This window comes from Oleiphilus sp. HI0079 (assembly GCF_001635105.1).
This window is the reverse complement of record NZ_LWFT01000850.1, coordinates 26,932-48,425: the sequence shown is the minus strand read 5'-3', so window position 1 is coordinate 48,425 and position 21,494 is coordinate 26,932. Positions and strand designations below refer to the sequence as shown.

The 21,494-nt window shown below is 48.6% G+C and carries 20 protein-coding genes; 7 read left to right on the top strand and 13 right to left on the bottom strand.

The window, feature by feature from the left end; all coding sequences use genetic code 11:
- On the top strand, positions 1 to 1,991 hold a 1,991-nt coding region (ppk1, locus tag A3750_RS16030; protein WP_156498646.1), incomplete at its 5' end, for a polyphosphate kinase 1.
- On the opposite strand, the gene A3750_RS16025 is transcribed toward ppk1, so the two are convergent.
- The gene (locus A3750_RS16025; protein ID WP_068451035.1) at positions 1,937 to 2,899 is read right to left on the bottom strand and encodes an acyl-CoA dehydrogenase family protein; all 963 of its coding nucleotides are present in this window, start codon (positions 2,897 to 2,899) and stop codon (positions 1,937 to 1,939) included. The genes ppk1 and A3750_RS16025 overlap by 55 nt on opposite strands.
- Before the next feature lie 11 nt (positions 2,900 to 2,910).
- Positions 2,911 to 3,672: an SDR family NAD(P)-dependent oxidoreductase gene (locus tag A3750_RS16020; RefSeq protein WP_068451038.1), complete on the bottom strand. Its 762-nt coding sequence runs from the start codon at positions 3,670 to 3,672 to the stop codon at positions 2,911 to 2,913.
- Between the two features lie 206 nt (positions 3,673 to 3,878).
- Here A3750_RS16020 and A3750_RS16015 point away from each other — a divergent pair, with 206 nt between their 5' ends.
- Together A3750_RS16015 and A3750_RS16010 are read left to right on the top strand one after the other, a co-directional pair.
- A complete protein-coding gene (locus A3750_RS16015; RefSeq protein WP_068451041.1) occupies positions 3,879 to 4,274 on the top strand; it encodes a thiol-disulfide oxidoreductase DCC family protein in 396 nt (131 codons plus the stop codon).
- A 50-nt stretch (positions 4,275 to 4,324) separates the two neighbouring features.
- Positions 4,325 to 5,086 carry an SDR family NAD(P)-dependent oxidoreductase gene (locus A3750_RS16010; RefSeq protein ID WP_068451047.1) on the top strand — a complete coding sequence of 254 codons (762 nt, stop codon included), beginning with the start codon at positions 4,325 to 4,327 and terminating at the stop codon, positions 5,084 to 5,086.
- Positions 5,087 to 5,161: 75 nt separating this feature from the next.
- On the opposite strand, the gene A3750_RS16005 is transcribed toward A3750_RS16010, so the two are convergent.
- Positions 5,162 to 8,089 carry a transporter substrate-binding domain-containing protein gene (locus A3750_RS16005; protein ID WP_197475082.1) on the bottom strand — a complete coding sequence of 976 codons (2,928 nt, stop codon included), beginning with the start codon at positions 8,087 to 8,089 and terminating at the stop codon, positions 5,162 to 5,164.
- A 264-nt stretch (positions 8,090 to 8,353) separates the two neighbouring features.
- Between A3750_RS16005 and A3750_RS16000 the strand changes: the two genes are divergently transcribed.
- Positions 8,354 to 10,120: an acyl-CoA dehydrogenase family protein gene (locus A3750_RS16000; protein WP_156498644.1), complete on the top strand. Its 1,767-nt coding sequence runs from the start codon at positions 8,354 to 8,356 to the stop codon at positions 10,118 to 10,120.
- A 127-nt stretch (positions 10,121 to 10,247) separates the two neighbouring features.
- Here A3750_RS16000 and A3750_RS15995 read toward each other — a convergent pair whose 3' ends face one another.
- From A3750_RS15995 to A3750_RS15970, 6 genes are all read right to left on the bottom strand, one after another.
- Entirely contained in the window at positions 10,248 to 11,012 is a 765-nt protein-coding gene (locus A3750_RS15995; protein ID WP_068451744.1) for an ATP-binding cassette domain-containing protein, read from the bottom strand.
- An 85-nt stretch (positions 11,013 to 11,097) separates the two neighbouring features.
- Positions 11,098 to 12,117, bottom strand: a complete 1,020-nt coding sequence (locus A3750_RS15990; RefSeq protein ID WP_369819949.1) for a FecCD family ABC transporter permease — start codon at positions 12,115 to 12,117, stop codon at positions 11,098 to 11,100.
- A gap of 28 nt (positions 12,118 to 12,145) precedes the next feature.
- The gene (locus A3750_RS15985; protein ID WP_068451740.1) at positions 12,146 to 13,090 is read right to left on the bottom strand and encodes a hemin ABC transporter substrate-binding protein; all 945 of its coding nucleotides are present in this window, start codon (positions 13,088 to 13,090) and stop codon (positions 12,146 to 12,148) included.
- Positions 13,090 to 13,506 carry a biopolymer transporter ExbD gene (locus A3750_RS15980; protein ID WP_068451737.1) on the bottom strand — a complete coding sequence of 139 codons (417 nt, stop codon included), beginning with the start codon at positions 13,504 to 13,506 and terminating at the stop codon, positions 13,090 to 13,092. Before A3750_RS15980 ends, A3750_RS15985 begins: the two co-directional genes overlap by 1 nt.
- Positions 13,503 to 14,126 carry a MotA/TolQ/ExbB proton channel family protein gene (locus tag A3750_RS15975; RefSeq protein ID WP_068451733.1) on the bottom strand — a complete coding sequence of 208 codons (624 nt, stop codon included), beginning with the start codon at positions 14,124 to 14,126 and terminating at the stop codon, positions 13,503 to 13,505. The genes A3750_RS15980 and A3750_RS15975 overlap by 4 nt, the downstream gene beginning before the upstream one ends.
- Before the next feature lie 20 nt (positions 14,127 to 14,146).
- Positions 14,147 to 15,085, bottom strand: coding sequence for an energy transducer TonB (locus A3750_RS15970; protein ID WP_068451729.1), 939 nt, complete (start codon positions 15,083 to 15,085; stop codon positions 14,147 to 14,149).
- A gap of 217 nt (positions 15,086 to 15,302) precedes the next feature.
- Here A3750_RS15970 and A3750_RS15965 point away from each other — a divergent pair, with 217 nt between their 5' ends.
- From A3750_RS15965 to A3750_RS15955, 3 genes are read left to right on the top strand one after another with little or no spacing between them, the layout of a single operon-like run.
- Positions 15,303 to 17,348, top strand: a complete 2,046-nt coding sequence (locus A3750_RS15965; RefSeq protein ID WP_068466320.1) for a TonB-dependent hemoglobin/transferrin/lactoferrin family receptor — start codon at positions 15,303 to 15,305, stop codon at positions 17,346 to 17,348.
- An 11-nt stretch (positions 17,349 to 17,359) separates the two neighbouring features.
- Positions 17,360 to 17,785, top strand: coding sequence for a heme utilization cystosolic carrier protein HutX (gene hutX, locus A3750_RS15960; RefSeq protein ID WP_068466321.1), 426 nt, complete (start codon positions 17,360 to 17,362; stop codon positions 17,783 to 17,785).
- Positions 17,775 to 18,302, top strand: a complete 528-nt coding sequence (locus tag A3750_RS15955; protein ID WP_068466323.1) for a pyridoxamine 5'-phosphate oxidase family protein — start codon at positions 17,775 to 17,777, stop codon at positions 18,300 to 18,302. Before hutX ends, A3750_RS15955 begins: the two co-directional genes overlap by 11 nt.
- Before the next feature lie 260 nt (positions 18,303 to 18,562).
- Here A3750_RS15955 and A3750_RS15950 read toward each other — a convergent pair whose 3' ends face one another.
- The 4 genes from A3750_RS15950 to A3750_RS15940 form a co-directional block, all read right to left on the bottom strand.
- Positions 18,563 to 20,188 (bottom strand): methyl-accepting chemotaxis protein, encoded by a 1,626-nt coding sequence (locus A3750_RS15950; RefSeq protein WP_068466326.1) that lies wholly within the window; start codon positions 20,186 to 20,188, stop codon positions 18,563 to 18,565.
- 37 nt (positions 20,189 to 20,225) lie between these two features.
- Positions 20,226 to 20,468, bottom strand: coding sequence for a hypothetical protein (locus A3750_RS26225; protein ID WP_197466328.1), 243 nt, complete (start codon positions 20,466 to 20,468; stop codon positions 20,226 to 20,228).
- Complete coding sequence (locus tag A3750_RS26220; RefSeq protein ID WP_068544199.1) at positions 20,461 to 20,784, bottom strand: hypothetical protein; 324 nt, start codon at positions 20,782 to 20,784, stop codon at positions 20,461 to 20,463. The genes A3750_RS26225 and A3750_RS26220 overlap by 8 nt, the downstream gene beginning before the upstream one ends.
- A gap of 91 nt (positions 20,785 to 20,875) precedes the next feature.
- Positions 20,876 to 21,388, bottom strand: coding sequence for a MarR family winged helix-turn-helix transcriptional regulator (locus tag A3750_RS15940; RefSeq protein ID WP_068456670.1), 513 nt, complete (start codon positions 21,386 to 21,388; stop codon positions 20,876 to 20,878).
- Positions 21,389 to 21,494 lie beyond the last annotated feature (106 nt).

Genomic DNA, 21,494 nt, shown 5'->3' with positions numbered 1-21,494 from the left:
ATCGTGAGCACTTGACGATGATTCAAGATTGCACACGGAAGCTACAAATACAGTTCGACAAAACCTATAAAGATGTATTGCGTGCGCTACGCCGCCGGAATATCTACATCATCACTGCCGAGCAGTTTGATGAAAAGCAAGGCGCTGAGGCGAAACGACTGTTTCAAGAGCAGCTTCTACCCGAGTTAGACCCACTTTTTTTGAAGAGTGACCGGCCCTTTCCAAAGATTCAGGATGGCATGATCTACCTGCTTGTTCGGGTAGTTAGTCAGGATGATCAGGAGCGATTTGCCGTGCTGGAGGTGCCAACAGATCGATTGTCTCGGTTTGTGCAGCTACCCCCGCGCACAGGACGAACTGCCAAGGTGTTTTCGGTATTGGAAGACATTATTCTGCATAACTTGCCGGATGTTTTTCGTGGCGTTATCGATATAAAAACGGCCGAGGCTTACGTGTTCAAGTTAACACGAGATGCAGAACTTGAGTTTGATGAAGCGATTAACCAGAGTTTGGTTGATCGCATGGCTAAATCGATTAAAAAACGCGCATCAGGGGAGCCTGAGCGCTTAGTGTATGACGGGGCAATGCCGGAATATATGCTGGTCCTGTTGAAGAAGCGGCTCGGCTTAAGTAAATACGACAGCTTAATGCCGGGTAGTCGTTACCATAACTCAAAAGACTTCATTGGTTTTCCAAGTGTTGGCCCCGCTTATATTGATATCAAACCTTTGCCGCCGGTGCCACACGCCTCACTGATCGGTAAAGAGGGTAACCTTTTTGATGTGGTACGTGAGCGCGATCTTATGCTGTATTACCCATACCACTCATTCGATACAGTGATCGATTTATTAAAGACAGCCGCGATTGACCCTGCCGTAAAATCGATCAAGATCTGTTTGTATCGTGCGGCCAAGCAATCCAGAATTGTCGATGCTTTGCTGTCGGCGAAAAGCAATTTCAAAGACGTGACTGCTGTGGTTGAGTTGCAAGCGCGCTTCGACGAGGCGAATAATATCGCTTGGGCGAATCAGCTCACCGATGGCGGAGTAAATGTTATCTTTGGTGTTCCGGGGCTGAAGGTGCATTCAAAGCTCATATCTATTACGCGGAAGGAAGAAGGAAAGCTCCGTTACTACTCACACATTGGTACCGGTAATTTCAACGAGAAAACGGCAACCTTGTATACAGATTTCAGCTTGATCACGCGGGATCAAGAGATCGGAAAAGATGTCGCGAATGTGTTTGATTTTATTAGCTATACCTATCGTCGACATGATTATAAGCACTTGCTGCTCTCTCCTTTGACTCAACGAATTGGTTTGACAGAGCTGATTCATCAGGAGATTCGCAATGCGGAAAAAGGTCTTCCTGCTGAAATCCAAATCAAATGCAACAATCTGGTCGATGAACCTCTCGTAAAACTGCTTTATGCGGCCTCGAATGCGGGCGTAAGAATCCGCATTATTTGTCGGGGTATGATGTCCTTAGTCGCAGGCGTAAAAGGGGTTTCTGAAAACATTGAGGCTATTAGTATCGTCGATCGTTTTCTAGAGCATCCGCGCGTATACGCATTCCACAACAATGGTGAACCAAAATATTTTATCTCATCAGCCGATTTGATGACGCGTAATATTGATTTCCGAGTTGAAGTGACAACGCCAATTTACGACAAATCTCTTCAGCAAATGGTTCAGGATGTTCTCGATATCCAATGGTGCGATAACGTGAAGGCACGCGTGTTGGACCGTGAGCAGAGCAACCAGTATCGAACGTTCAAAATAAATGGTCGGGTGCGGTCGCAAGAGCTGATTCATACTTACTTCAGCGAGGGCGAACTACCTGCTCGTATAAAATCTGCCAGAGACCGGATGCAGCGTGAGCTTCAAAAAGCGGCGAAGACGCGAGCAAAGAAAATTGCCCGTGTTCAATCAGCGGCTCAAAAGTCTCTACGCAAAGAGTCTTCGGCTAAAAAGCGGTCTGACAAAAAGTAATCCCAAGCGTGTTGGGTTCTTATCGACTGTGCTTTTTCAGCTATCGAAAGTAAGGCTTTGTCTCGTCGCCAAGCCGCTTGAAAAGCAGGCATCGACTGCGTAATCAGCGGTTCTTGCAAGGCAACGATGTCCTCGAAAGACGCTTTGACCCCTGCCAATTGTAAGTGGCACGACGGCGCGCTTCGGTCTGCCGTTTCGAGCCCTTTGATCGACGAGACCAGGCTTAGTAAACGCACCGCAATATCTGTTTGCTTCTGATCTAGCGCCACACGGAGTCTCTGGGCTGTGAGAGCGGCAAGGATATGGATATCCTCTTCACTTCGAAATGGCTTGATCATGTCCTTGTACCCATCTCCATCGACGATATCCTCATCGGATAGGGTGACTTGGTTGAGAGCGAGCGCTGCATGGCTTAGCTCGGGAACAAAGGGAAGGGTTGGCAAGGCCTTCGCGTTGATTCCTGTTCGCTTCGCGTCTAACTTTACAATACGCACATGGGCTTGTTCAGCATTTGTTGTTTCACGAAGATCGACAGCGCTAATGAAAAGTACTTCGGCGTCTGTACCACCCGATACAAAGGATTTACTGCCGTTTAGAACAGTTTTGCCCTTGTGGCATGTTAGCGTTGTTTGCATTTCACGCGGTTTTTTCACGCCTTTTTCTGTATGGCACAGTGCAGCGATTGCTTTTCCGTCTAAACGGAACATGGACTCCATTGCGGATTGATACGCAGATGCAAACGCAAAACTTGTTTGTCGGAAGCAAAAACCGCTTAAAAGCGCTTTGTCGATGCTGTTTTTAAGCTCATTGGTTACACATTGATGACGTTCAAACCAGTCGGTCATCGAATTGATATTTTCGCTTAGTGGATCTGACCGGCGAAGCAGCCGGTCGATGATGATGCTCAATTCTGCTCTCTCTATTTTGGCGCCATGCGCAGTGCACAGTCTATTCGAATCACTTCGCCATTTAGTAAGGGGTTCTCGACCATTTCCTTTACAATGCGAGCGTATTCTTTCGGATCACCCAAGCGCTGTGGAAAGGGAAGTGTTGCTGCCAAACTTTCTTGAGCGGCCTCCGGAAGCGCCGCTAACATTGGCGTCATAAACAGTCCAGGCGCAATGGCAAGCACGCGAATACCGTAGCGAGCTAGCTCGCGCGCTGCAGGTAAGGTCATAGAGACGATACCACCTTTGGATGCAGAATAAGCGGCTTGACCGATTTGGCCCTCGTAGGCCGCGACAGACGCTGTGGAGATGATCACGCCGCGCTCTCCATCACCATTTGCTTCACGCTCCTGCATCTCATGAGCAGCAAGGCGCATAATATTGAATGAGCCGCTTAAGTTGACAGCAATGACTTTGTTGAAAAAATCCATTGCCATTGGGCCTTCTTTACCGAGAATCTTCGCCGGCACACCAATACCTGCACAGTTAACCGCGATACCAACGGGGCCATGTTGAGCGCGCGCTTGTTCAAAGCAAGCTTCGGCGCTTGCTGCACTGGTTACGTCGCAGTCAAACGCCAGGCCGCCGATGTCTTTGGCGACTTCTTGCGCCCGCTCCATTTGCACATCAAAGATGCTGACTTTTGCTCCCATCGCTGCGAGCATACGCGCAGCTGCTTCACCCAGCCCAGATGCACCACCCGTCACAATTGCAGGTACTCCGTTAATATCCATTAGTTCTACTTCCTCTCGAATTGGTTTTGTTATTTACATACGAATGGTTGTCGAATGTGAATCGCGAAGGGCATGATAGGGTGATATAGCGCAGCCTATCAAGCCTGAAGATTTGATAGGCTTATTTAAAATGATCCTGCCTGTACATGAGAACGTACCTTACGTGTTTGCGAAGAGTGCGTTTGAACGAGAAAGGACAACAGAATATGAGTGAACTCATCATTTTTTATGACAGTACCTGTCCGCTTTGCGCAAAAGAAATGCGCGCGTTGCAAGCCTATGACACGACAAAGAAGCTGCGTTTGGTGGATTTGCATAGCGAAGAATTCGCAAGCCATTATGGGCATGTTAATTTTGATGAGGCTATGCGCATTTTGCATGCGCAGCAGAATGGCAAGGTTCTGAAAGGGCTGGATGTCACGGCAGCGGCCTGGAGGGCAGTGGGTAAAAAACCGTGGGTACAACTATTGCGCTGGCCAATTATTCGCTGGTTTGCAGACAGAGCGTATGTTTTGTTTGCTGATAACCGATATCGCTTATCATGGATGCTGACCGGGCAGGCTCGATGTAATAATGGTGTTTGCGAAAGTAAGAAGAGTTAGTTTGTTCCCGTTCGGGGATAATCAATCGGCACAAGCAGGATAATATGGGAATGAATAGTTCAAACCGTGTTGCGATCGTTATTGGCGCCTCTGGTGGCATCGGTGGCGGATGTGTCCGTCAACTTTGTGCTGATGCAGACACTCAGACGGTTTTTGCCGTTTCTAGATCTCTTGAAGACGCCTCACCGCTCAACATCGCATCGGGAAAATCCAAATTAAGTTTGTTAAGGTCCGATAGCAGCAAAGCCTCGATGCTTCGAGTTGTTGAGCAAATTCGAACACAGCTTCCTATCGGGGGCCAGCCGGAGTTCGATATCGTGATTGCGACCGGTTTACTCCATAACGGCTCTTTGCAGCCCGAGAAGAGAATCGATACGCTGGATCGAGAGTCCGCGCTGGATGTGTTGGAAACGAACACGTTGATGCCGATGCTTTGGCTGCAAAGTCTATCGAGTTTGTTTGGCAAAAACGTGGTTGCGCGTGTTGCGGTACTTTCGGCGCGTGTTGGTAGCATTTCTGATAACCAACTTGGCGGTTGGTATAGCTATCGCGCATCAAAAGCCGCACTCAATATGATGTTAAAATCTCTGTCGGTCGAGTTTGGGCGTCGTTTTCCGAATGTAAAGCTACTCGCTTATCACCCTGGTACCACGAAGTCCCAACTTTCTGCACCATTTAGCTCAAACGTGCCTTCCAACAAGCTTTTTTCAAGCGACTTTTCTGCTGAGCGTTTGGTGTCAGTCATGCGGGACCAACCGTTGGATAAAACACTCTCCTTTGTGGCGTGGGACGGCGCACCTATCGAGTGGTAATGCGTGTTTCGTAAGCGCTCAGAAGCGAGAGATCATTGGATATCGGTTTCGGTGCAGATACGAGGCAGGTTTATACTAATCCGAACCCAAGGTTTTGTGCTCTTTGAGATAAGCTACTAATTGATCAAATGGCACGGGTCTGCTGAATAAATACCCCTGAACGGTGTCGCAGCGCATTGCGGCGAGCATAGTTGACTGTTCTTCTAGCTCAACACCTTCAGCAACGACTTCCATGCCTAGTTCATGCGCTAAATCGATCGTTGTTTTAACCAGTGTTCTGTCGTCGTTGTCTTCCGTCATGTCCCGGATAAACTCTTGATCGATCTTCAGGCTACCAAACGGGTATTTGCGGAGATAGCTCATAGACGAGTATCCGGTGCCAAAATCATCAAGCGAGATTTTCAAACCGAGTGCGGTTAATTCGTTCAGCGCGGTAACAACGTAGTCATATTCATTGAGAAGAACGCCTTCGGTAATCTCAAGTTCAATGTTTTTGAAATCAATTTTACAGGTCTGAGCGCCAGTGCGAATCCACTCGACAAGTTCTGAATCTCTGAATTGAAGAGGCGAGAGGTTGATCGCCATCGTAAAGTCACGCTTAAACATAGCTTGGAGCTCCGAAAGCTTGGTGAGCGCCTGTTCGTAGACGAACTGTCCGATGGGAAGAATGAGTCCGGTGGATTCCGCGATCGGAATGAAGTCTCTTGGGCTTACTTGCCCTAGCTCTGGATTGTTCCATCGAACCAATACTTCAAAGCCCGTAATGTCTAAGTCGGGAAGGCTTAGTTTGGGTTGGTAGTAGCATTCAATCTCGCCGAGTTGTAAAGCTCTGTGCAGTTGCTCGGTATATTGCCGTCTGGTTTCGACCTCTTGGTTCATGTCTGCGGTAAAGAACGAATAAATGCTGCGCCCCATATCTTTAGAATGGTACATGGCGGCATCGGCGTTACTGAGCAGAACAGAGGATGTTTGTCCATTATCCGGATAAATAGAAATACCAATACTTGCGGATACTTTTAAGCGTCGGTTCTCGATATTGAACGAGTTTTTAAATTCGAGAAGTATCTTATCGGCGACTCGGCTAAAGTTGCCCTCGCGCCCTTTTTCTTTGACGAACACAACAAATTCATCACCTCCTAAACGACCGACAAAGTCATCACTATGGAGTACTGACTTGAGGCGGATCGCTGCGTCAATCAATAGTGCATCTCCGGCTTCGTGTCCCATTGAATCATTGATGCTTTTGAAGTCATCCAGGTCAATGAACATGACAGCGAAGCGGCTGTTTTCCTCTTGCGCCTGAGCGCGCAGCTCGTCCAAATACTCAAGGCAGCGCAGACGATTGGGGAGGTTGGTTAATGAATCGTTATGGGCTTGATGTTGTAACTCCGAGGTTCGCTCTCGAATTTGCCTTTCAAGTACTCTGTTCCAGCAAACGACGAAACAGATTATGGCTAGCGCGATTAGGGCAATCCAGATGATCGTGTTGTAGTTCACTTGATGTTCAAACTTAACCGACATCCAGCGATTAAAAACTTCATCGCGTTGCTCTTCACTAATGCTATTCATCGCTTTTTGCATGATGAGCGCAAGCTCGGGCCAATCATGTCGGATGCCAAGCGTGAGATCATAGTTGAAGTCTGTGTTTCCAGACATGCGAATGTCGCTGATATTATGCTTGTTGATGTAGTAATTGATGATGCCAAGATTGCCTACAAGTGCATCAGACTTTTTGTCTGCAAGCACCTCCAAACCTTGGGAAACACTCTCTACACCGATCAGGAATAAGTCTGGGTAACTCTCTGATAAATATTCCTCGGCGGCTGAACCGCTCAAAACAGAGACCTTCCTTCCTTTTAGATTTTCTAACTTACCAACGTAAGGATTGTCGCTTCGCGTGAAGATACTGATCGGCATAGAAATAAAAGGATCTGTGAAAATCGTAAAGTTTTCGCGGCTCGATGTGCGCGCAAAAGAGCTCATGATGTCGATCTCTTTTCTTTTAAAGGCTTCTAAACCCTCGCTCCAAGGAATAAACGTTTCATACTCAAATTGGACACCAAGCTGTTCCTCAAGCAGTTTCCAATAGTCTGACGAAATGCCTTGAAACCTGCCGAACTGATCTTCGTATTCGATTGGGGCCCATGATGCGTCTACGGCGACTTTTATGGTTTCCTTTGACTGCAGCCATGCGCGCTCCTGTTCTGTTAGCGCAAGCTTTATATTTTTTGACCTATCTGAGACTTGCAGCCATTTCTGTCGAAGATGAATGCGTGATTGCTCAGGGAGCGCGCGTAATGCTTTACGAAACATAGCGTTCAGCTCGGGCCAATCATTACGAACGGCAATGCGAATGGGTTCGCCAACTTCCATGCCAGGAAAATCCGGATTACCCGCAAATTCCAGGTTCGGAAACCCATGAATGTTTATTAGATATGCCGCAACTGCACTGTTTTCGAGAAAGGCGTCCGCTTCGCCGAATGAGACTTTTTTCAGTGCCTCAATTGGCGTATCTACCAACACTAATTCAACTTGTGGGTGGTCTCTAGAGATAATCTCTTCATAGTCGTAACCACGCACAACCGCGACTTTTTTGCCATAGAGGTCGCGATAGTTATTGAGGAACTCGGTTCCTTCGCGAATGATAATGGAGCGGAGCGTGTTGAGATAAGGCTGTGAGAACAAGGCATGTTTTTTGTGCTCGGGTGTAATCTCATAGGCTGTTAGAACATCAAGCTCTTTGTTCTCAAACTTGGTGGTTAGTGCATCCCAAGATTCATCTTGAATAAAGGCAAGCTCAATACCAAGCATGTCGGCAAGTTCGCGCAGTAAATCCATGCTGTAGCCACGCGCCATGCCATTTTCATAAAAATCGAATGGTGGCCACGCGAGATCGTTGCCAACCTTGATAACAGGATTTGCGGCAAGCCAGGCTTCTTCTTCTGGGCTTAGGTCAATCGTCGGCTCAGCATGAACGTGAAACGTGATGAGCGCGAACAGCATTACCATTGCCATAAGCGTTCGATGGCCTAGGCTGCGAACGCATGCGCTTATCGTTAACAAGTCTGTTCCGTTGGGTGTTTTCAATATGGTAACCGGTTGTTGGCGCTCAGCGTGTTGCGCTTACGTCTTTTTTTAAATTATGAACGTCACTTTACCTCTTAAGAATAGCGTAAATTGAGCTATTTACTGAAATTGGCAATTCCACTGACCTAATTTCGTAAACCTTGCGTAATAGCAGTACACAACAACGAATAGAGGTGAATTGTGAATCATTACAAAGCTCCTTTAGAGGACATGTACTTTGTTCTCTATGAGATTTTGAAAGCTGGCAACATAGCCAACATTGAACAGTTTGAAGATGCGACCGAAGACATGCAGCGTGCTGTACTAGAGGAAGCAGCAAAGTTATCAGAGAATGTCCTTCAGCCCATTAACGCGTCTGGCGATAGGGAAGGGTGTCAATATGATCCGGAAACGAAAGCGGTCACTACTCCCGCTGGTTTTAAAGAAGCCTATCAGACCTATCAACAAGGAGGCTGGAGCGGTTTAGCAACGCCTGTTGAACATGGTGGCCAAGGCCTTCCGCATTTTTTGAAAGTGGTCGTAGACGAAATGTGCTGTTCGACCAATTTGTCGTTTGGCATGTATCCAGGCTTGTCGCATGGCGCTATCGATGCACTCACTATCCATGGTAATGAGCATCAGCAAACCTATTTTTTACCGAAACTGGTGGCCGGTGAATGGACTGGCACGATGTGTTTGACCGAACCGCACTGCGGAACAGATCTAGGCTTGATCAAAACCAAGGCAGAGCCAAACGCAGATGGGAGTTACTCGATCACAGGTAACAAAGTATGGATTACCGGCGGCGAGCATGACCTGGCTGAGAACATTGTGCATCTAGTTTTGGCGAAATTGCCGGACGCGCCAGCGGGCAGCAAGGGCATTTCCCTTTTTGTCGTTCCTAAGTTCATGGAAGACGGGTCGAGAAATCCTGCCTTTTGTGGCGGACTGGAACACAAAATGGGGATCAAAGCATCCGCTACGTGTGTGATGAACTTTGAAGGTGCGACGGGCTGGCTCGTTGGTAAAGAGAACGAAGGCCTTAAGTGCATGTTCACGATGATGAATGCCGCGCGCATTATGGTTGGAATGCAAGGTCTCGGCTTGGCTGAAACCGGTTATCAAGTGTCGCTTGCGTTCGCGAAAGACCGCTTACAGAGTCGCTCGCTTGCAGGTCCTAAGAACCCAGACGGCCCAGCCGACTCTATTCTTGTGCATCCTGATGTGCGACGTATGATCTTGAAGCAAAAGGTCTTGATCGAGGGTGGCCGAGCGATGGCGTATTGGTCGGCTTATCAGCAAGACCTAGCGCATGCCGCCGCTGATGAGGCGGAGCGAGAGAAAGCAGATGATTTGTTCCAGATCATGACGCCGATTGTGAAGTCTTTCTTGACCGATGAAGGCTACTTCAGCTGTGATTCTGCCTTGCAGTCGATGGGCGGCAACGGCTTCACGCAAGACTGGCCGGTAGAGCAATTGTTGCGAGATGGTCGAATCGCACGAATCTACGAAGGCACGAATGGTATTCAGGCACTCGATTTGATCGGGCGTAAGCTGACGATGCGCGGTGGACGCTTACCTCGCACTTACTTGGCCGCAATGAATGAGTTGCTCCAAGGGGCTTCAGCTGAACACAAAAAGCTGGCCGAGCAATTTATTGCCAAATTAACCAAAACGCTGATGGGGCTTGCCAAGACGTTGATGGCAGATCTGGAAGAAGCGGGTGCTGCAGCTACACCTCTGTTGCGTATGTTTGCACTCACCTCGCTTGCGGTGTTCTGGGCTCGCATGGCTGAGCAAGCAGATGATGAAGGTACGAAAGGTCGTTACAGTGCAGATTATCTGTCGGGTAAAAAGAAGGCTGCGGATCACTTCTTCCGTTTGTATCTTCCAGAGATGGATGCCTTGGCTGCGGATATTGAAGCGGGCAAAGCAACCTTGATGGACTTTGCCGAGGCCGAGTTCTAAGTTTCTCAGCCCAAAAGTGTAAAAAAGCCCCAGCTTACGTTGGGGCTTTTTGTTTGTGGGCATGCCCCGGTCATGGTGTATAGAGAAAATTGATCACAACAAGGCATACGGCAAGGTCTATCCGAGCTTATACGACGACAGCTCGTCCTTGGCGATTGCTTAGAAACTCGGCTTCATAGTTCCAGCATGTCTTTAATGCCTTCTCATCAATGACCTGAGTCGGAAAGCCAGTGCTGTGGATCTGTCCATGGTGGATGATCATCGTGTTATCGCAATACTTTAGCGCGTGATTAAGATCATGAAGCACGGCCAATATCAGCATCTCTTGTTCAATACAGAGGCTCTTAATGAGCTGTAAAAGTTGATGCTGGTGACCCAAATCTTGCGCAGAAAGTGCTTCATCAAGTAACAGTAGTGGAGTGCGTTCCGCATGACTAATCTGTACCAGTACTCTGGCGAGATTTACCCTTTGCTGCTCGCCGCCAGATAACAGGGGGTATTCTGCGTCAGCGAGATGTTCGCAGTCGCAGCGCTGCATGCAAGCTCGAACCAATTTTTTCGATTCATGATGGTTGAGTGAAAGGGGGGTTAGGCCCAGAGAAACCACTTCTTGCGCTTTAAACGAGAAGGTTAGGCTCGACGACTGAGGGAGTACGCCAATATGACGAGCGCGCTCAACCGAATCCCATTCTTGCAGCTCGATATCGTGGAAGCGTATTTCTCCCTTGTACGCGTGATCGCCGGAGATCGCCTTGAGAAACGAGGATTTACCTGCGCCATTCGCGCCGACTATTCCCCAAAAAGAAGCCTTATCAAACCCCTGTTTCTCTAGCGTGAACAGTGGCTTGTCGATTGTTCCTACAGACAAACGCTCAATTGATAGCATGCTCATATTTTCTCACCCATGTCGTTTTGCTTTGGAATGGTTTGATCTGTTACGTTTGGTCTGTTGCGTTTGAGCGCCCATTCTGCCCATGCTATAGCGCCCACCGCTTGCGTTCGCGTAGCAGTAAAGAGACAAAAAACGGGGCACCAATTAACGCAGTGATCAGACCAATTGGCAGCTCCGATGGTGCGATGAGTGTGCGTGCAAGTAAGTCCGAGAGAATAAGTAATAATCCACCCATTACGGCACTAATGGGTAAAAGAAAGCGATGGTTTGGCCCGCATAACATGCGAACAACATGTGGCACGACCAAACCTATGAAGCCAATAATCCCCGTATAGGCGACGCAAATACCCACACCTATGGCAACCAATACGATGGTGTTTCGTTTAAATCGCTCGACATCAATTCCCATGTGCCGGGCTTCCGACTCGCCAAGGAGCAGCGCATTGAGTGCATTGATGTGCTTTTGGAATAGAATGATGAGTGCGAGACAACACACAAAGACGAGCGGTAACTGCTCTGTTTTTGCCTTTGATAATGATCCCATCTGCCAAACGCTCAGTTCTCGCAGGCTGTTATCATCTGCAAAATAGGTTAATAGTCCGATGGCCGCGCCCGAGAACGCGCTCACAGCAACGCCAGCAAGCAATAAAATAACGACGGATGTTCCCCGGGCTGAGCGGGCCAGTGTATACACTAAGAGTGTCGCGCTGAGTCCGGCGGCAAACGCACAGACCGGCACGCTCCAGGCTTTCCAGTTCGCCGGCAGTAATACGATTGCAATGATAGCGCCTACCGCTGCACCAGAAGACACTCCGATAATGCCGGGATCTGCGAGGGGGTTTCGAAATAGCCCCTGTAACACCGCGCCGCATTGCGCCAAGATGCATCCGACCATCAGTGCGAGGGCGATTCTCGGTATGCGCAGTTCAAATAGCACCAATGTCGAAAGACTAGTTTCACTGTTCACATTTGCAGCTTGGCCGGCCGTTGCGCTCGTAATTGATTGCATGATCGATTCTATCGCGTCGCCTAGACTAATCTGAACGGCGCCCGTTAGCCCAGACAGCACTGAGGCCGCAAGGGTACTAAGCAGTAAAGTGATCATCAGAAGTTGAAAAGGAATCCGCATGGCTCTAATGGGCTTCTGCTATCACGTTAGACAGGAGGGCTTTAACCCGAAGGGCTTCGTCTATGGCGGCTACACTTATTCCTGCGACGAGGCTGCTTGCATCGATGTTGATTGCCGGAATGCCATACACCGAGCCAACCTTGCGCTGAAGGCTCTGATCGTGCTGAAGGCTCTGATTGCGCTGATGGCTCTGATTGCGCTGATGGCTCTGATTGCGCTGATTGCGCTGATCGCGCTGATCGCTCGATATGTTGCGGCTCGCTGTGATAATTAGATCAGGTTGCATGGCGAGTAAGGTTTCTGCCGACGTTTCTCGGTAAGCGTTAAATTGCGCTAGATTGGTCATGCCAAGCAGCTTGATGAAAGCATCGCCGCTGGTACCCATGCCGGCCATACTGCCATTTGCGCCACCCATATCTAATAGGAATACAGCGGTTGAGTGCTTTACCGTCATCGCGCTTAGGCGAGTGTCTTTTTCTACCAGTTTTTCTGCGACGCTTAGCCCCTCATCTTTAAGATGAAATGCCTTGGCAATCTGGAAGATATTGTTGGTTAGCATGCTTAGATTTTCTGGCGTCTCTTGCTGGATAACTTTAACGTGTGTCTCTCGAAGCACATCAAGCGTGCGTTCTGGCCCCATGAGTGAAGAGCCGATCAAGACATCCGCATTTAGGCTCAACAAACCTTCGGGTGACAATTGTCTGTGGTAACCGATATTCGGTAGATGATGAAACGCCTCCTCTCTGGAAGAGGTTAGGTCAATGGCAACAACGTGCTCTGCTAAGCCAAGTGCGCGTAGTATCTGTGTGGTGCCGAGATCAGCACTAATGATACGTGGCGCATTCGTTTGCGCGTATGCTAGGGAATGCATGATAAAAAGAGCGAGAGCCAAGCCTGCTCCGAGCACGATGTTGATGCCAGAGCGCTTCGCGTCAGGTATGAATCGCATTACTGTTTCTCCATAAGTATATGTGTATTAGACATTGAGTGTGTATTTAGGAAATTGAGCAGCGTAAGTAGCGGTGCAACGGGCGTTTTGGCGTCGCTCGCAATGTGCACGGGAATGCTGTTTCCCGAGTGTTTAATGCGTTCTTTTAAGTCTTTTTTAAGCGCTTGAAAATCTGCGAAGCGTTGGTCGGCGATCGCATAGAAGGGCGCCGTGGGATAAATCTGAACGACGACGGCCTTCGCAGGCTCTGCGCGAATCGGAGCCTGCTCTTGCTCCTTGTGTAAGGAAATGGGCAGCTCGATTATTGGGCTATTCATGCAGAGCAGCAGAAAAACAATCACAATGAACACAATGTCGATTAACGGGGTCAGATCTAATAGTGCCGTGTTTCGTGGCTTTGTTTTGAGTGTGATCATTTTGCTTCACTGAGCGCGTTTGCATAGCCGGGTGTCTTGATCGGACTATTTGATGTTTCACACATGCTGTCGTCATTGAGAGTGCTTTTTGCGCTTGATTGTTGAAGTGACAGTGCATTGATCGCGTTTACGGCTCGGTTGGTGATTTTCTCCGCCCACAGCAGAAATAAGTTGGAAAATAACAAACAAGGCAACGCAATTAGCAGGCCGGCTGCGCTGGTTTTCATCGCAATACCAAGTCCGTCTGCAACCAATGCCGGATTCACGCCGGTTGTTGAGTTTGCGACAGCATCAAACGAGGAAATTAATCCGATGATCGTACCGAGCAGGCCCGTGACAGGTGCGAGTGCAGCAAGCATCTGCAAGAGATAGGGGCCCGTCGATAGCCTGTTTAGCTGCTGTTGAAGAAAACGTTCTACCACCGTATCTCGAACTTCTACTGGCTGCGCGGCATGCTTTGTCATTTGCCTGTGCGCATCTTTTACCAGCGTGTTGGTCAGGGAGATGTGAGTCAGACGGACTGTGGACTCAAGTATGATGAGCATGCTGGCTAAGGCCATGATGAGCAAGGGTAACGTGAGTATGTCCAGTTGGCTTTCTAGGTAGATATAGATATTCATGGGGGCTCTGTTTTTCCTTTTTAATTCAATTCGAATCTAACGGGAATGTGCACGCGAGAAGCGATCGCTAGACCTTTCACTTGATGCGGCAGAAAGCGCCATTCTCTGACGGCATTCACCGCAGAATTGTCTAAAAGTGGGTTTCCAGAGCTTTTTTGTATTTTTAGATGTGTCTGAGATCCGAGCGCATCCAAAGACACCTCAATGACCACGGTTCCTTCCACACCTCGGCGGCGAGCCATGGACGGGTAGGTCGGAGGTGTTGGTGGCGTAGCGAAGAGCGGTTTTCTGACCAGCGGCTGCGGCTCTGCATGGGGTCGTCCTAACGCGTTTTGTTCACTGCTCGCAGATGTCGTCTGACTGTCCACTTGAGTATCTAGCTGAGTAACTGCCTTAGAAGCCTCTTTAGAAACCTCTTTGAAAACCTCTTTGGAAGCCTCTTTAGAAGCCAAGTGCGTGGTCTCCACGTTGCGCCCGCTTCGTGTTTGTGAGGCGAGCGGGTTGTTGGTGAAGGTCTCACCCTCTGGTGTTTGGTGTACTTTTGCCTCGTGTGCTTGAGCAGGTGTTGGCTGCTTTGATGCTCTTGGCTTTGAGCTTAAAGGTTTTGATTTTGAATGCGCTGATTTTAAAGGCTCTGAGCGCGAGTCGGATACGCTGCTATTGGCCGTGTCCTTTTTGGCGGTCTGGTTGTGGTCTGTGTGATTTGCCGTGTGATCTGTGACCTTACCCGGTGCGCGAGCTTGAGCCTGATGGGAGGCAAGGTGTTGGTTTTCTGTCAGCTTAAAGCGAGCAAGGCGTAATTGCTGGTGTTGCATTGGTTCAGCTTTGGAATGGGGTGTCGGTTTCGCGTGGGCCGCCAAAGCAAACTCTGCTGGGAGAGGGCTCAAGATAAGAGCGAGCGCGCCCAATATGAAAGCGCCCCGAAGCGTGTTGACCAGTAGGTTCGTGTTTGCATGCATGTTTAGTGCGTCCTTCAGTCGCCTTGCTTGTGCAGAATAATGGTTGGCGCATTCTCTTTTTTGGTGCACCACCAATGAAAGTGAGCAGAGCATAGAGGCTTGGTCATTAAACGTCAATAATAATCTAAATGATAACAATTCGTATTTACAATAAAAATTAGCTCTGATACTGTGCCTCCTGAAAATTCAACAACACACCAGGACAAGGCACTGAAAGATGAGTAAAAGAAGTCACGTCGTTCTACCGTTGGCACTAAGCTTCTCGGCTGAGCTGTTAGCGACAGAGGCACAATCTCCCGAGCTATTCTCGCTAGGCGAGGTCAACGTAACGGCCACTAAAATCGAGGATTCCGAACAGAACACAGCGCGCCCGATGTCTGTTATTCAGATGAGCGAGCCACAAAACAAGAATGTGCAAAGTGTTGCAGATGCCTTGGACTCACAATCGAATATTACTCAGTCGGGCGGGCCAAGGAGTTCGGTAAAGTCTGTCAATATCCGAGGACTTGGCGGCAACAAAGTGCTGCAAACAATCGATGGCGCGCCCCAAGCATTTCAATCTGGTCATCGGGCGAGCTATTTTCTCGATCCGGCATTGATCAAGCGTGTTGAGGTGGTAAAAGGCCCTGCGTCGAGTATTTATGGCTCCGGCGCAATTGGCGGCGTCGTCGCACAAGAAACGATTGACCCTGAAGATCTGCTTGCTGGAGATCGCAAGCAGGGCGGGTTTGTAAAACTTGCGAACAACGCAAATAACCAGCAACAGGATGTTGTTGCGGGTTTGGGGCTACGCTCTGGAGATCTGGACTGGCTGCTATCAGGCTACTACAAAGATGGCGACGATATGACGCTTGGCAATGGCGACACGCTTGAGAGTTCTGCAGAGCGATCAAAGGGTGTTTTGGTGAAGCAAAACTGGTTTGTTGCTGATAGCCAAAGTCTTGGCTTGAGCTATCGAAATGAGCAGCTTGCAGGTCAGGTTCCCTCCAATGGCTCGGCCGCCATCAACGGTACAAGTGTATTTAATCTTCAGAGGGACCAAGTAAACCAAGCTGCAAACATTGATTATGACTGGGTCAACAAAGACGGTAGTAATACGTTCAACGCGAAAGCCTATTGGGACAGCATTGCCATTGACGAATCGCGTATTAGCGACAACAGAGCAGATAAAACAGAGCAAGATAGCGTTGGTCTATCGCTTGATAATGTAACGGGCTTCAATGGGTTTACTTTATTAACCGGTGCCGAAACGAAAGAAACGCACTTTGATGGTGAGCGCTCTGGTGTCGCTGGAACGCGCCCAATCGTTCCTGGTGCGGTTACGACTACTTCGGGTTTATATGCACAGATCGTCGCACCCCTTTATGGATCTAGCGCCAGTGCGCGAGGGGATGGAATCAGCTTGGAGTTGGGTGCGCGCTATGATGATTTCTCATCTGAGGCGAAGAACCTGAATCAGAGCAACTCCGACGATGATTTCTCGGGCTCTGCGGCTCTGGTATGGCGACAAAGTGAACAGCTCACTGTAGCGCTTCGATATGACCAAGCATTTCGCGCTCCTTCAGCTGAGGAGCTATACACCACCGGCGCGCACTTTTGTATGGGGCCGGGCTTTTGTAACACCTTCGTCGCAACGCCAGATCTTGATCCGGAAACGGCAGAGAACAAAGAGCTGCTGGTGAAGTGGAGTGACACGCAATGGCTTGGTGCTGATCGCGTGGGAGTGAGCGCGTCTGTTTTTCGAAATGACGTCGATAACTTTATTTCGCAGATCGTCGAGCCACCTTCATTTGGCATGGGGCCGCCAAACGCGGGGACCACTTACAACACCAATGTAGATAAAGCTCAGCTAAATGGTTTCGAGCTAGAAGCAAGCTATCTTTTGGCCGGCGTTGAAGGTCGGATTGCGTATGGGCAGGTTCGCGGAAAAGACCAGAAAACAGGGGAGGATCTCACGAACATCCCTGCAGACAGCATCACGGCTCAGCTCTCCAATCAATTCTCAAGTTCGGCGCAACTCGGTATGCGCGTTATTCATACCCAAGACCAAGACAAAACCCGCTATTCGGCCAACACGACTCAGCTAGTGTATGACGATTACACCACATTAGATGTTTATGGCTCATGGGCACCGAAGGCGCTGGGCAACATCACGCTTGATATGAGTCTAAATAACCTAACAGACCGCTATTATCGAAAAACTTGGTCGCAGCTTGATGCTGTTGGTCGTGAGGTTATCTTGGCCGCAACGTATACATTCTAAGAGGTGAGGGTATGCAAGCATATAAAGCTATTCATGGTGATCAAGCGCAGGGGCTGCTTGAGATCTTGAGTCGTTGGGGGCCTCTGACGACGATTGTTTTCTCCGGTGGCAGTGTTTTTGAGTTTAAAGGGGCCTTTCCAGAAGGTTCTGTGGCAGAAGGTTTTTACAATTTTGGTCATTCAGGTTCTGGGGGTTTTCAGGGGCATTTGAATTTGAAGCTTGTTCAAAGCATTACTTTTCAGGATAAACCGCATCGCGGTAAACAGAGTTATGCCTTCGTGTTTAGGGATAAAGGCCACGAGTGTATTTTCAAAATCTTTCTGGGACGAGACGAGAACGGGGTGCTAATCCCAAAGCAGGTCGAAGACTTCAAAGAGATGCAAGAGCAAGCAATGGTGTTTGAAACAGAGCAAATGGAGCAAAGCAATGCGCGATGAAAAAATAGTACGTATTCAACATGATATTCAGTCCTTTCTTGAGAATCGTAAGACCTTGCAATTATCTACTGTGACAAAAGAAGGCTTTCCATTTGCCTCTTATGCCCCATTTGGTGCCGGTGATGATTGCTTCTATGTTCTGCTGAGTGATATCGCGCGTCATGCGGTCAATCTCGTCTGTAACCCGGTTGCGTCGGTATTGGTGATCGCTGATGAGGGGGAGTCTAAAGAGCTCTTTGCGCTTGAGCGATTAAATTATACCGTCGATGCTGAGCTTCTGGAGTTTGGAAGTGAAGGTTGGGCGCTTGGTATTGATTGTATGGCTGCGCGTTTTGGAAAGCGGATTCATGATCTTAGCAGCCTTGCTGATTTTAAGCTGTTTCGCCTCCAGCCAAGCGAAGGGCGATACGTGAAAGGATTTGCCAAAGCTTATTCACTAGAGGGTAAGGGCTTCTCTGGCGTTCGTTTGAATCATCTAAGAGAAGGGCATAAAAAGAGAGAAGCGACCCCAGCTTAAACCTTCGACTGTGCGGAAAAAAGGCAAAAAAAGAGCCGCATGACGAGCAGTGCGGCTAAGGGACAAGAACTGAAAAACATCTAAAAGACTGAAATCTTATTAAAGCTTACGGCGCACATTTTTTAATGGATCACTCGTCAAAGGGTTTTCATAAAATAGTGCTTGGAGGCGGAGGGATGGTTTCTTAGCGCATATGTCTGCTACGAAGAGCGGTGCTAGGGCGATAGAGAATATCGCCCCATTTTCGTGCCGGTCGAGTTTTACACTTTAAAAATAGAGAGTTTGGCTTTCAGATCTTCAGCGGCTTGTAGGGTATCCATCGATAGACTCTCAACTTCGTCTGAAATGCCGTGAGCTTCTTGGCCATATGCAGATAGGCGATTGGCATTTTCGCTTATTTCATTTGAGACTGAACTTTGTTCTTCCGCAGCGGATGCAATTTGAATGCTCATTTGCGAGACAAGGCCGATGGCACCTGAAATCTGCTCAAAGGCCTCTTTTGCTTGGCTCGCCTTTTCAACAGACTTCTCGGCAACCTCTTTGCCACTGCTCATGGTCGCATGTGCAGAATCAGCACTGCGCTGAAGCATGTCGACCATTTGTTGAATTTCCTCGGTCGAGGTTTGTGTTCGCGAGGCAAGGGCTCTTACTTCGTCGGCAACAACGGCGAAGCCACGGCCTTGCTCTCCCGCTCTTGCTGCTTCAATGGCGGCGTTCAGTGCAAGTAGATTTGTTTGCTCCGCAATTCCTTGAATAACGCTAACCACTTCGTGAATTTTGTCGGTATCACTTTTAAGCTGTTCAATTTTTTCAGCTGCACCGCCAACATCCGCGGCGAGTTGATTGATGATGGACTGGGTATCAAGCACCACTTGAGTTCCGACAGCACTGTCTGATCCGGCTTGTTTCGCACTTTCAGACGTGTTGCTTGCGCTATGTGCCACCTCAGAAATAGAGGCGGACATTTCGGTGATCGCGGTCGCCATCGAATCCGTTTCGTTCAAAGTGTTCCGAGCGACAGCTTGATTGCTTTTTGCGCTGGTATCGAGCAGTGACGCTTGCTCGCTAACTTGATCTGTTTTGACGATGATATCGCTAATTAATCCACGTAAAGCAGCAATAAACTTGTTAACGGTTTTGCCGAGTTGGCCGAGCTCGTCATTGGTTCTAATGCGAACCTCGGTTCTTAGATCGCCGCCTGCGGTAGCGAGTTCGTTCAATACGTTATTCATCTCTCGAAGAGGGCGAATGACGAGTCGTGGCATTAGCCAGGCAATGCCACCGCAGATCATCAGTGCAATCACAAACACTGCAATGGTGGCCGCCTTTGAGTTCTTCATGGTGCTATAGGTCGCAGACGTTTCTTCGTTGAACGCGGCGTTGGTGTTAGAGATGATGGTATTCATCAAGCCGTTGAGCTTCTCGAAGCTTTCTGCGCCAGAGCCAAAACTCAGATCCATTGCGGTTCGCCTTCCTGCCCGAGTGTCGGCGACACGTTCTTGAATCACTTGCTCGCTGATCGGTTTCCACTTCGAGTACTGATTTATATAGTCACCAAATTGCTCTTTGAGTGCTGTGTTTGCATCAATCTTGCTGAATTCGTCCTTGAGTCTTGCGATGTTCTCTAACGACTCTCTATGTACCGATACATAGTTTTCAAAGTCTGCGGAGCCGGGTTTTAGAAATATGACACTGCGCTCTGCAACCACCGCGCGATACATGTTCCCGTCGATATCTTTAAGTATCTCCAAAGCGCTCATGTCTGCGACCATATGACCGACGCGCGATTGGATCTGCGTAAAGCTAACAACGGATAATATTGATATCGATGCAATGAGAACCGAGAGTATGCCCATTGCAATGAACAGTTTGATGCGCAATGTCATATGACCTTACCTCAATTTAAAAGAGTGATGCCGTCGCTTATTGGGCTTCTAAATCGTCTAGATTGATGCCGATGGTAATCGCGCCGATTGCGGTGCCACCATCCATTACCGGGACAGATACTTGAACTAAGTAAGCTTGAGCGCTTTCATCAAACTCGACGTCACCGATATGCACAGCGCCGGCTCCATCCTTGAACGACTCTTGCCACTTCGCCTCATCGCCTTGCCAGTAATCAGATGTTTTATTCGTCATCGCGACATTGGCACCCTGATTATCCATCAAAAATACTTCGAAAAAGTAAGGCTGTGTTTTTTCCAATTTGGCCAGCTCCTGAGCAGCAGGGCTTTCCATGATTGATGTCATGCCCGCTGCCATCTACGTTTCGCCACTCTGCATCGCGTGCTTTGATGTCATCGAGGGTCATCCCTTGATTGTTTTGCTCTGTGACTGCCGCAATCAAGGTTGCGTTCGTACCCCAAGATTTGAGCTCTGGAACAATATCATTAACGGCGTCAGGCGCTTTCTCAGCATGTACAACGGCGGCAAATGCCAGCATCAAGGTTGCGCAGGTCGTGCGAAAGAAATGTGTAGTCATGGCTGTCCCTCTTAATTGCTTATCAATTATGAATGCGTGAGCCATGACTTTAGTACAGAAAAACGGAAGGTCTAGTTCTTTGTCGGTAGGCCTAGCCTTCAGGGAAAAGGCTATCTAATTCTTTGGATGCGTCCTGTCGATCAATCGTACCGACATCGAGAACTGGTGAGGCATCAATGTGTTGAGCGTCCATCATTTGCGCGATGCGCTGAAGGCTTGATATCAACATGCTTTGTTCCCACTCATGTAAGTCATTGAACTGTCTCGCGAAGTGTTCTTGCAGTGGGGGCGGGGCATTGAGCGTCGCATTCTCGCCATCCTCTGTCAGGTGAACATGCACTTTTCGTTTGTCCTGAGTGGAGCGTTCTCGATAAACCAGTCCACGCTTTTCTAGCCGATCAAGAATGGTTGTTACCGTTGCTTGAGACAGGCTGATGTCGTTCGCGATTTTGCCGATGGTGACTTCATCATTATTGCGAATGGCATTAAGCAGTAGGATTTGAGGTGCTGTCAGTCCGGTGGTTTTAGATAATTGTTTCGAGTGTAAATCCGTCGCTCTGATGACTCTTCGTAAAGCGACGAGCACTTCTTCTACTTTGTTCATGATGTTCTCTCAGTCCATTCGTTGTTAGCTCAAAGCCCGAGCTACGGGGATTGACGCTGTAAAATCTGGGTGGAAAGAGTATAGGGCTAAGGGCGTACTTTGTTAA

Excerpts from the sequence above, each read along its gene's own strand:
- A3750_RS16010 (WP_068451047.1), top strand. The coding sequence starts at position 4,325 with ATGAATAGTTCAAACCGTGTTGCGATCGTTATTGGCGCCTCTGGTGGC.
- hutX (WP_068466321.1), top strand. The coding sequence starts at position 17,360 with ATGCAAGCATATAAAGCTATTCATGGTGATCAAGCGCAGGGGCTGCTT.
- A3750_RS15980 (WP_068451737.1), bottom strand. The coding sequence starts at position 13,506 with ATGATCACACTCAAAACAAAGCCACGAAACACGGCACTATTAGATCTG.
- A3750_RS15990 (WP_369819949.1), bottom strand. The coding sequence starts at position 12,117 with ATGATCACTTTACTGCTTAGTACCCTTGCGGCCTCAGTGCTGTCTGGG.
- A3750_RS15955 (WP_068466323.1), top strand. The coding sequence starts at position 17,775 with ATGCGCGATGAAAAAATAGTACGTATTCAACATGATATTCAGTCCTTT.
- A3750_RS15950 (WP_068466326.1), bottom strand. The coding sequence starts at position 20,188 with ATGACATTGCGCATCAAACTGTTCATTGCAATGGGCATACTCTCGGTT.
- A3750_RS15970 (WP_068451729.1), bottom strand. The coding sequence starts at position 15,085 with ATGCATGCAAACACGAACCTACTGGTCAACACGCTTCGGGGCGCTTTC.
- A3750_RS15975 (WP_068451733.1), bottom strand. The coding sequence starts at position 14,126 with ATGAATATCTATATCTACCTAGAAAGCCAACTGGACATACTCACGTTA.
- A3750_RS15965 (WP_068466320.1), top strand. The coding sequence starts at position 15,303 with ATGAGTAAAAGAAGTCACGTCGTTCTACCGTTGGCACTAAGCTTCTCG.
- A3750_RS15985 (WP_068451740.1), bottom strand. The coding sequence starts at position 13,090 with ATGCGATTCATACCTGACGCGAAGCGCTCTGGCATCAACATCGTGCTC.
- A3750_RS16015 (WP_068451041.1), top strand. The coding sequence starts at position 3,879 with ATGAGTGAACTCATCATTTTTTATGACAGTACCTGTCCGCTTTGCGCA.
- A3750_RS16020 (WP_068451038.1), bottom strand. The coding sequence starts at position 3,672 with ATGGATATTAACGGAGTACCTGCAATTGTGACGGGTGGTGCATCTGGG.
- A3750_RS15940 (WP_068456670.1), bottom strand. The coding sequence starts at position 21,388 with ATGAACAAAGTAGAAGAAGTGCTCGTCGCTTTACGAAGAGTCATCAGA.
- A3750_RS15995 (WP_068451744.1), bottom strand. The coding sequence starts at position 11,012 with ATGAGCATGCTATCAATTGAGCGTTTGTCTGTAGGAACAATCGACAAG.
- A3750_RS26220 (WP_068544199.1), bottom strand. The coding sequence starts at position 20,784 with ATGACTACACATTTCTTTCGCACGACCTGCGCAACCTTGATGCTGGCA.
- A3750_RS16005 (WP_197475082.1), bottom strand. The coding sequence starts at position 8,089 with ATGCTGTTCGCGCTCATCACGTTTCACGTTCATGCTGAGCCGACGATT.
- A3750_RS26225 (WP_197466328.1), bottom strand. The coding sequence starts at position 20,468 with ATGGATAATCAGGGTGCCAATGTCGCGATGACGAATAAAACATCTGAT.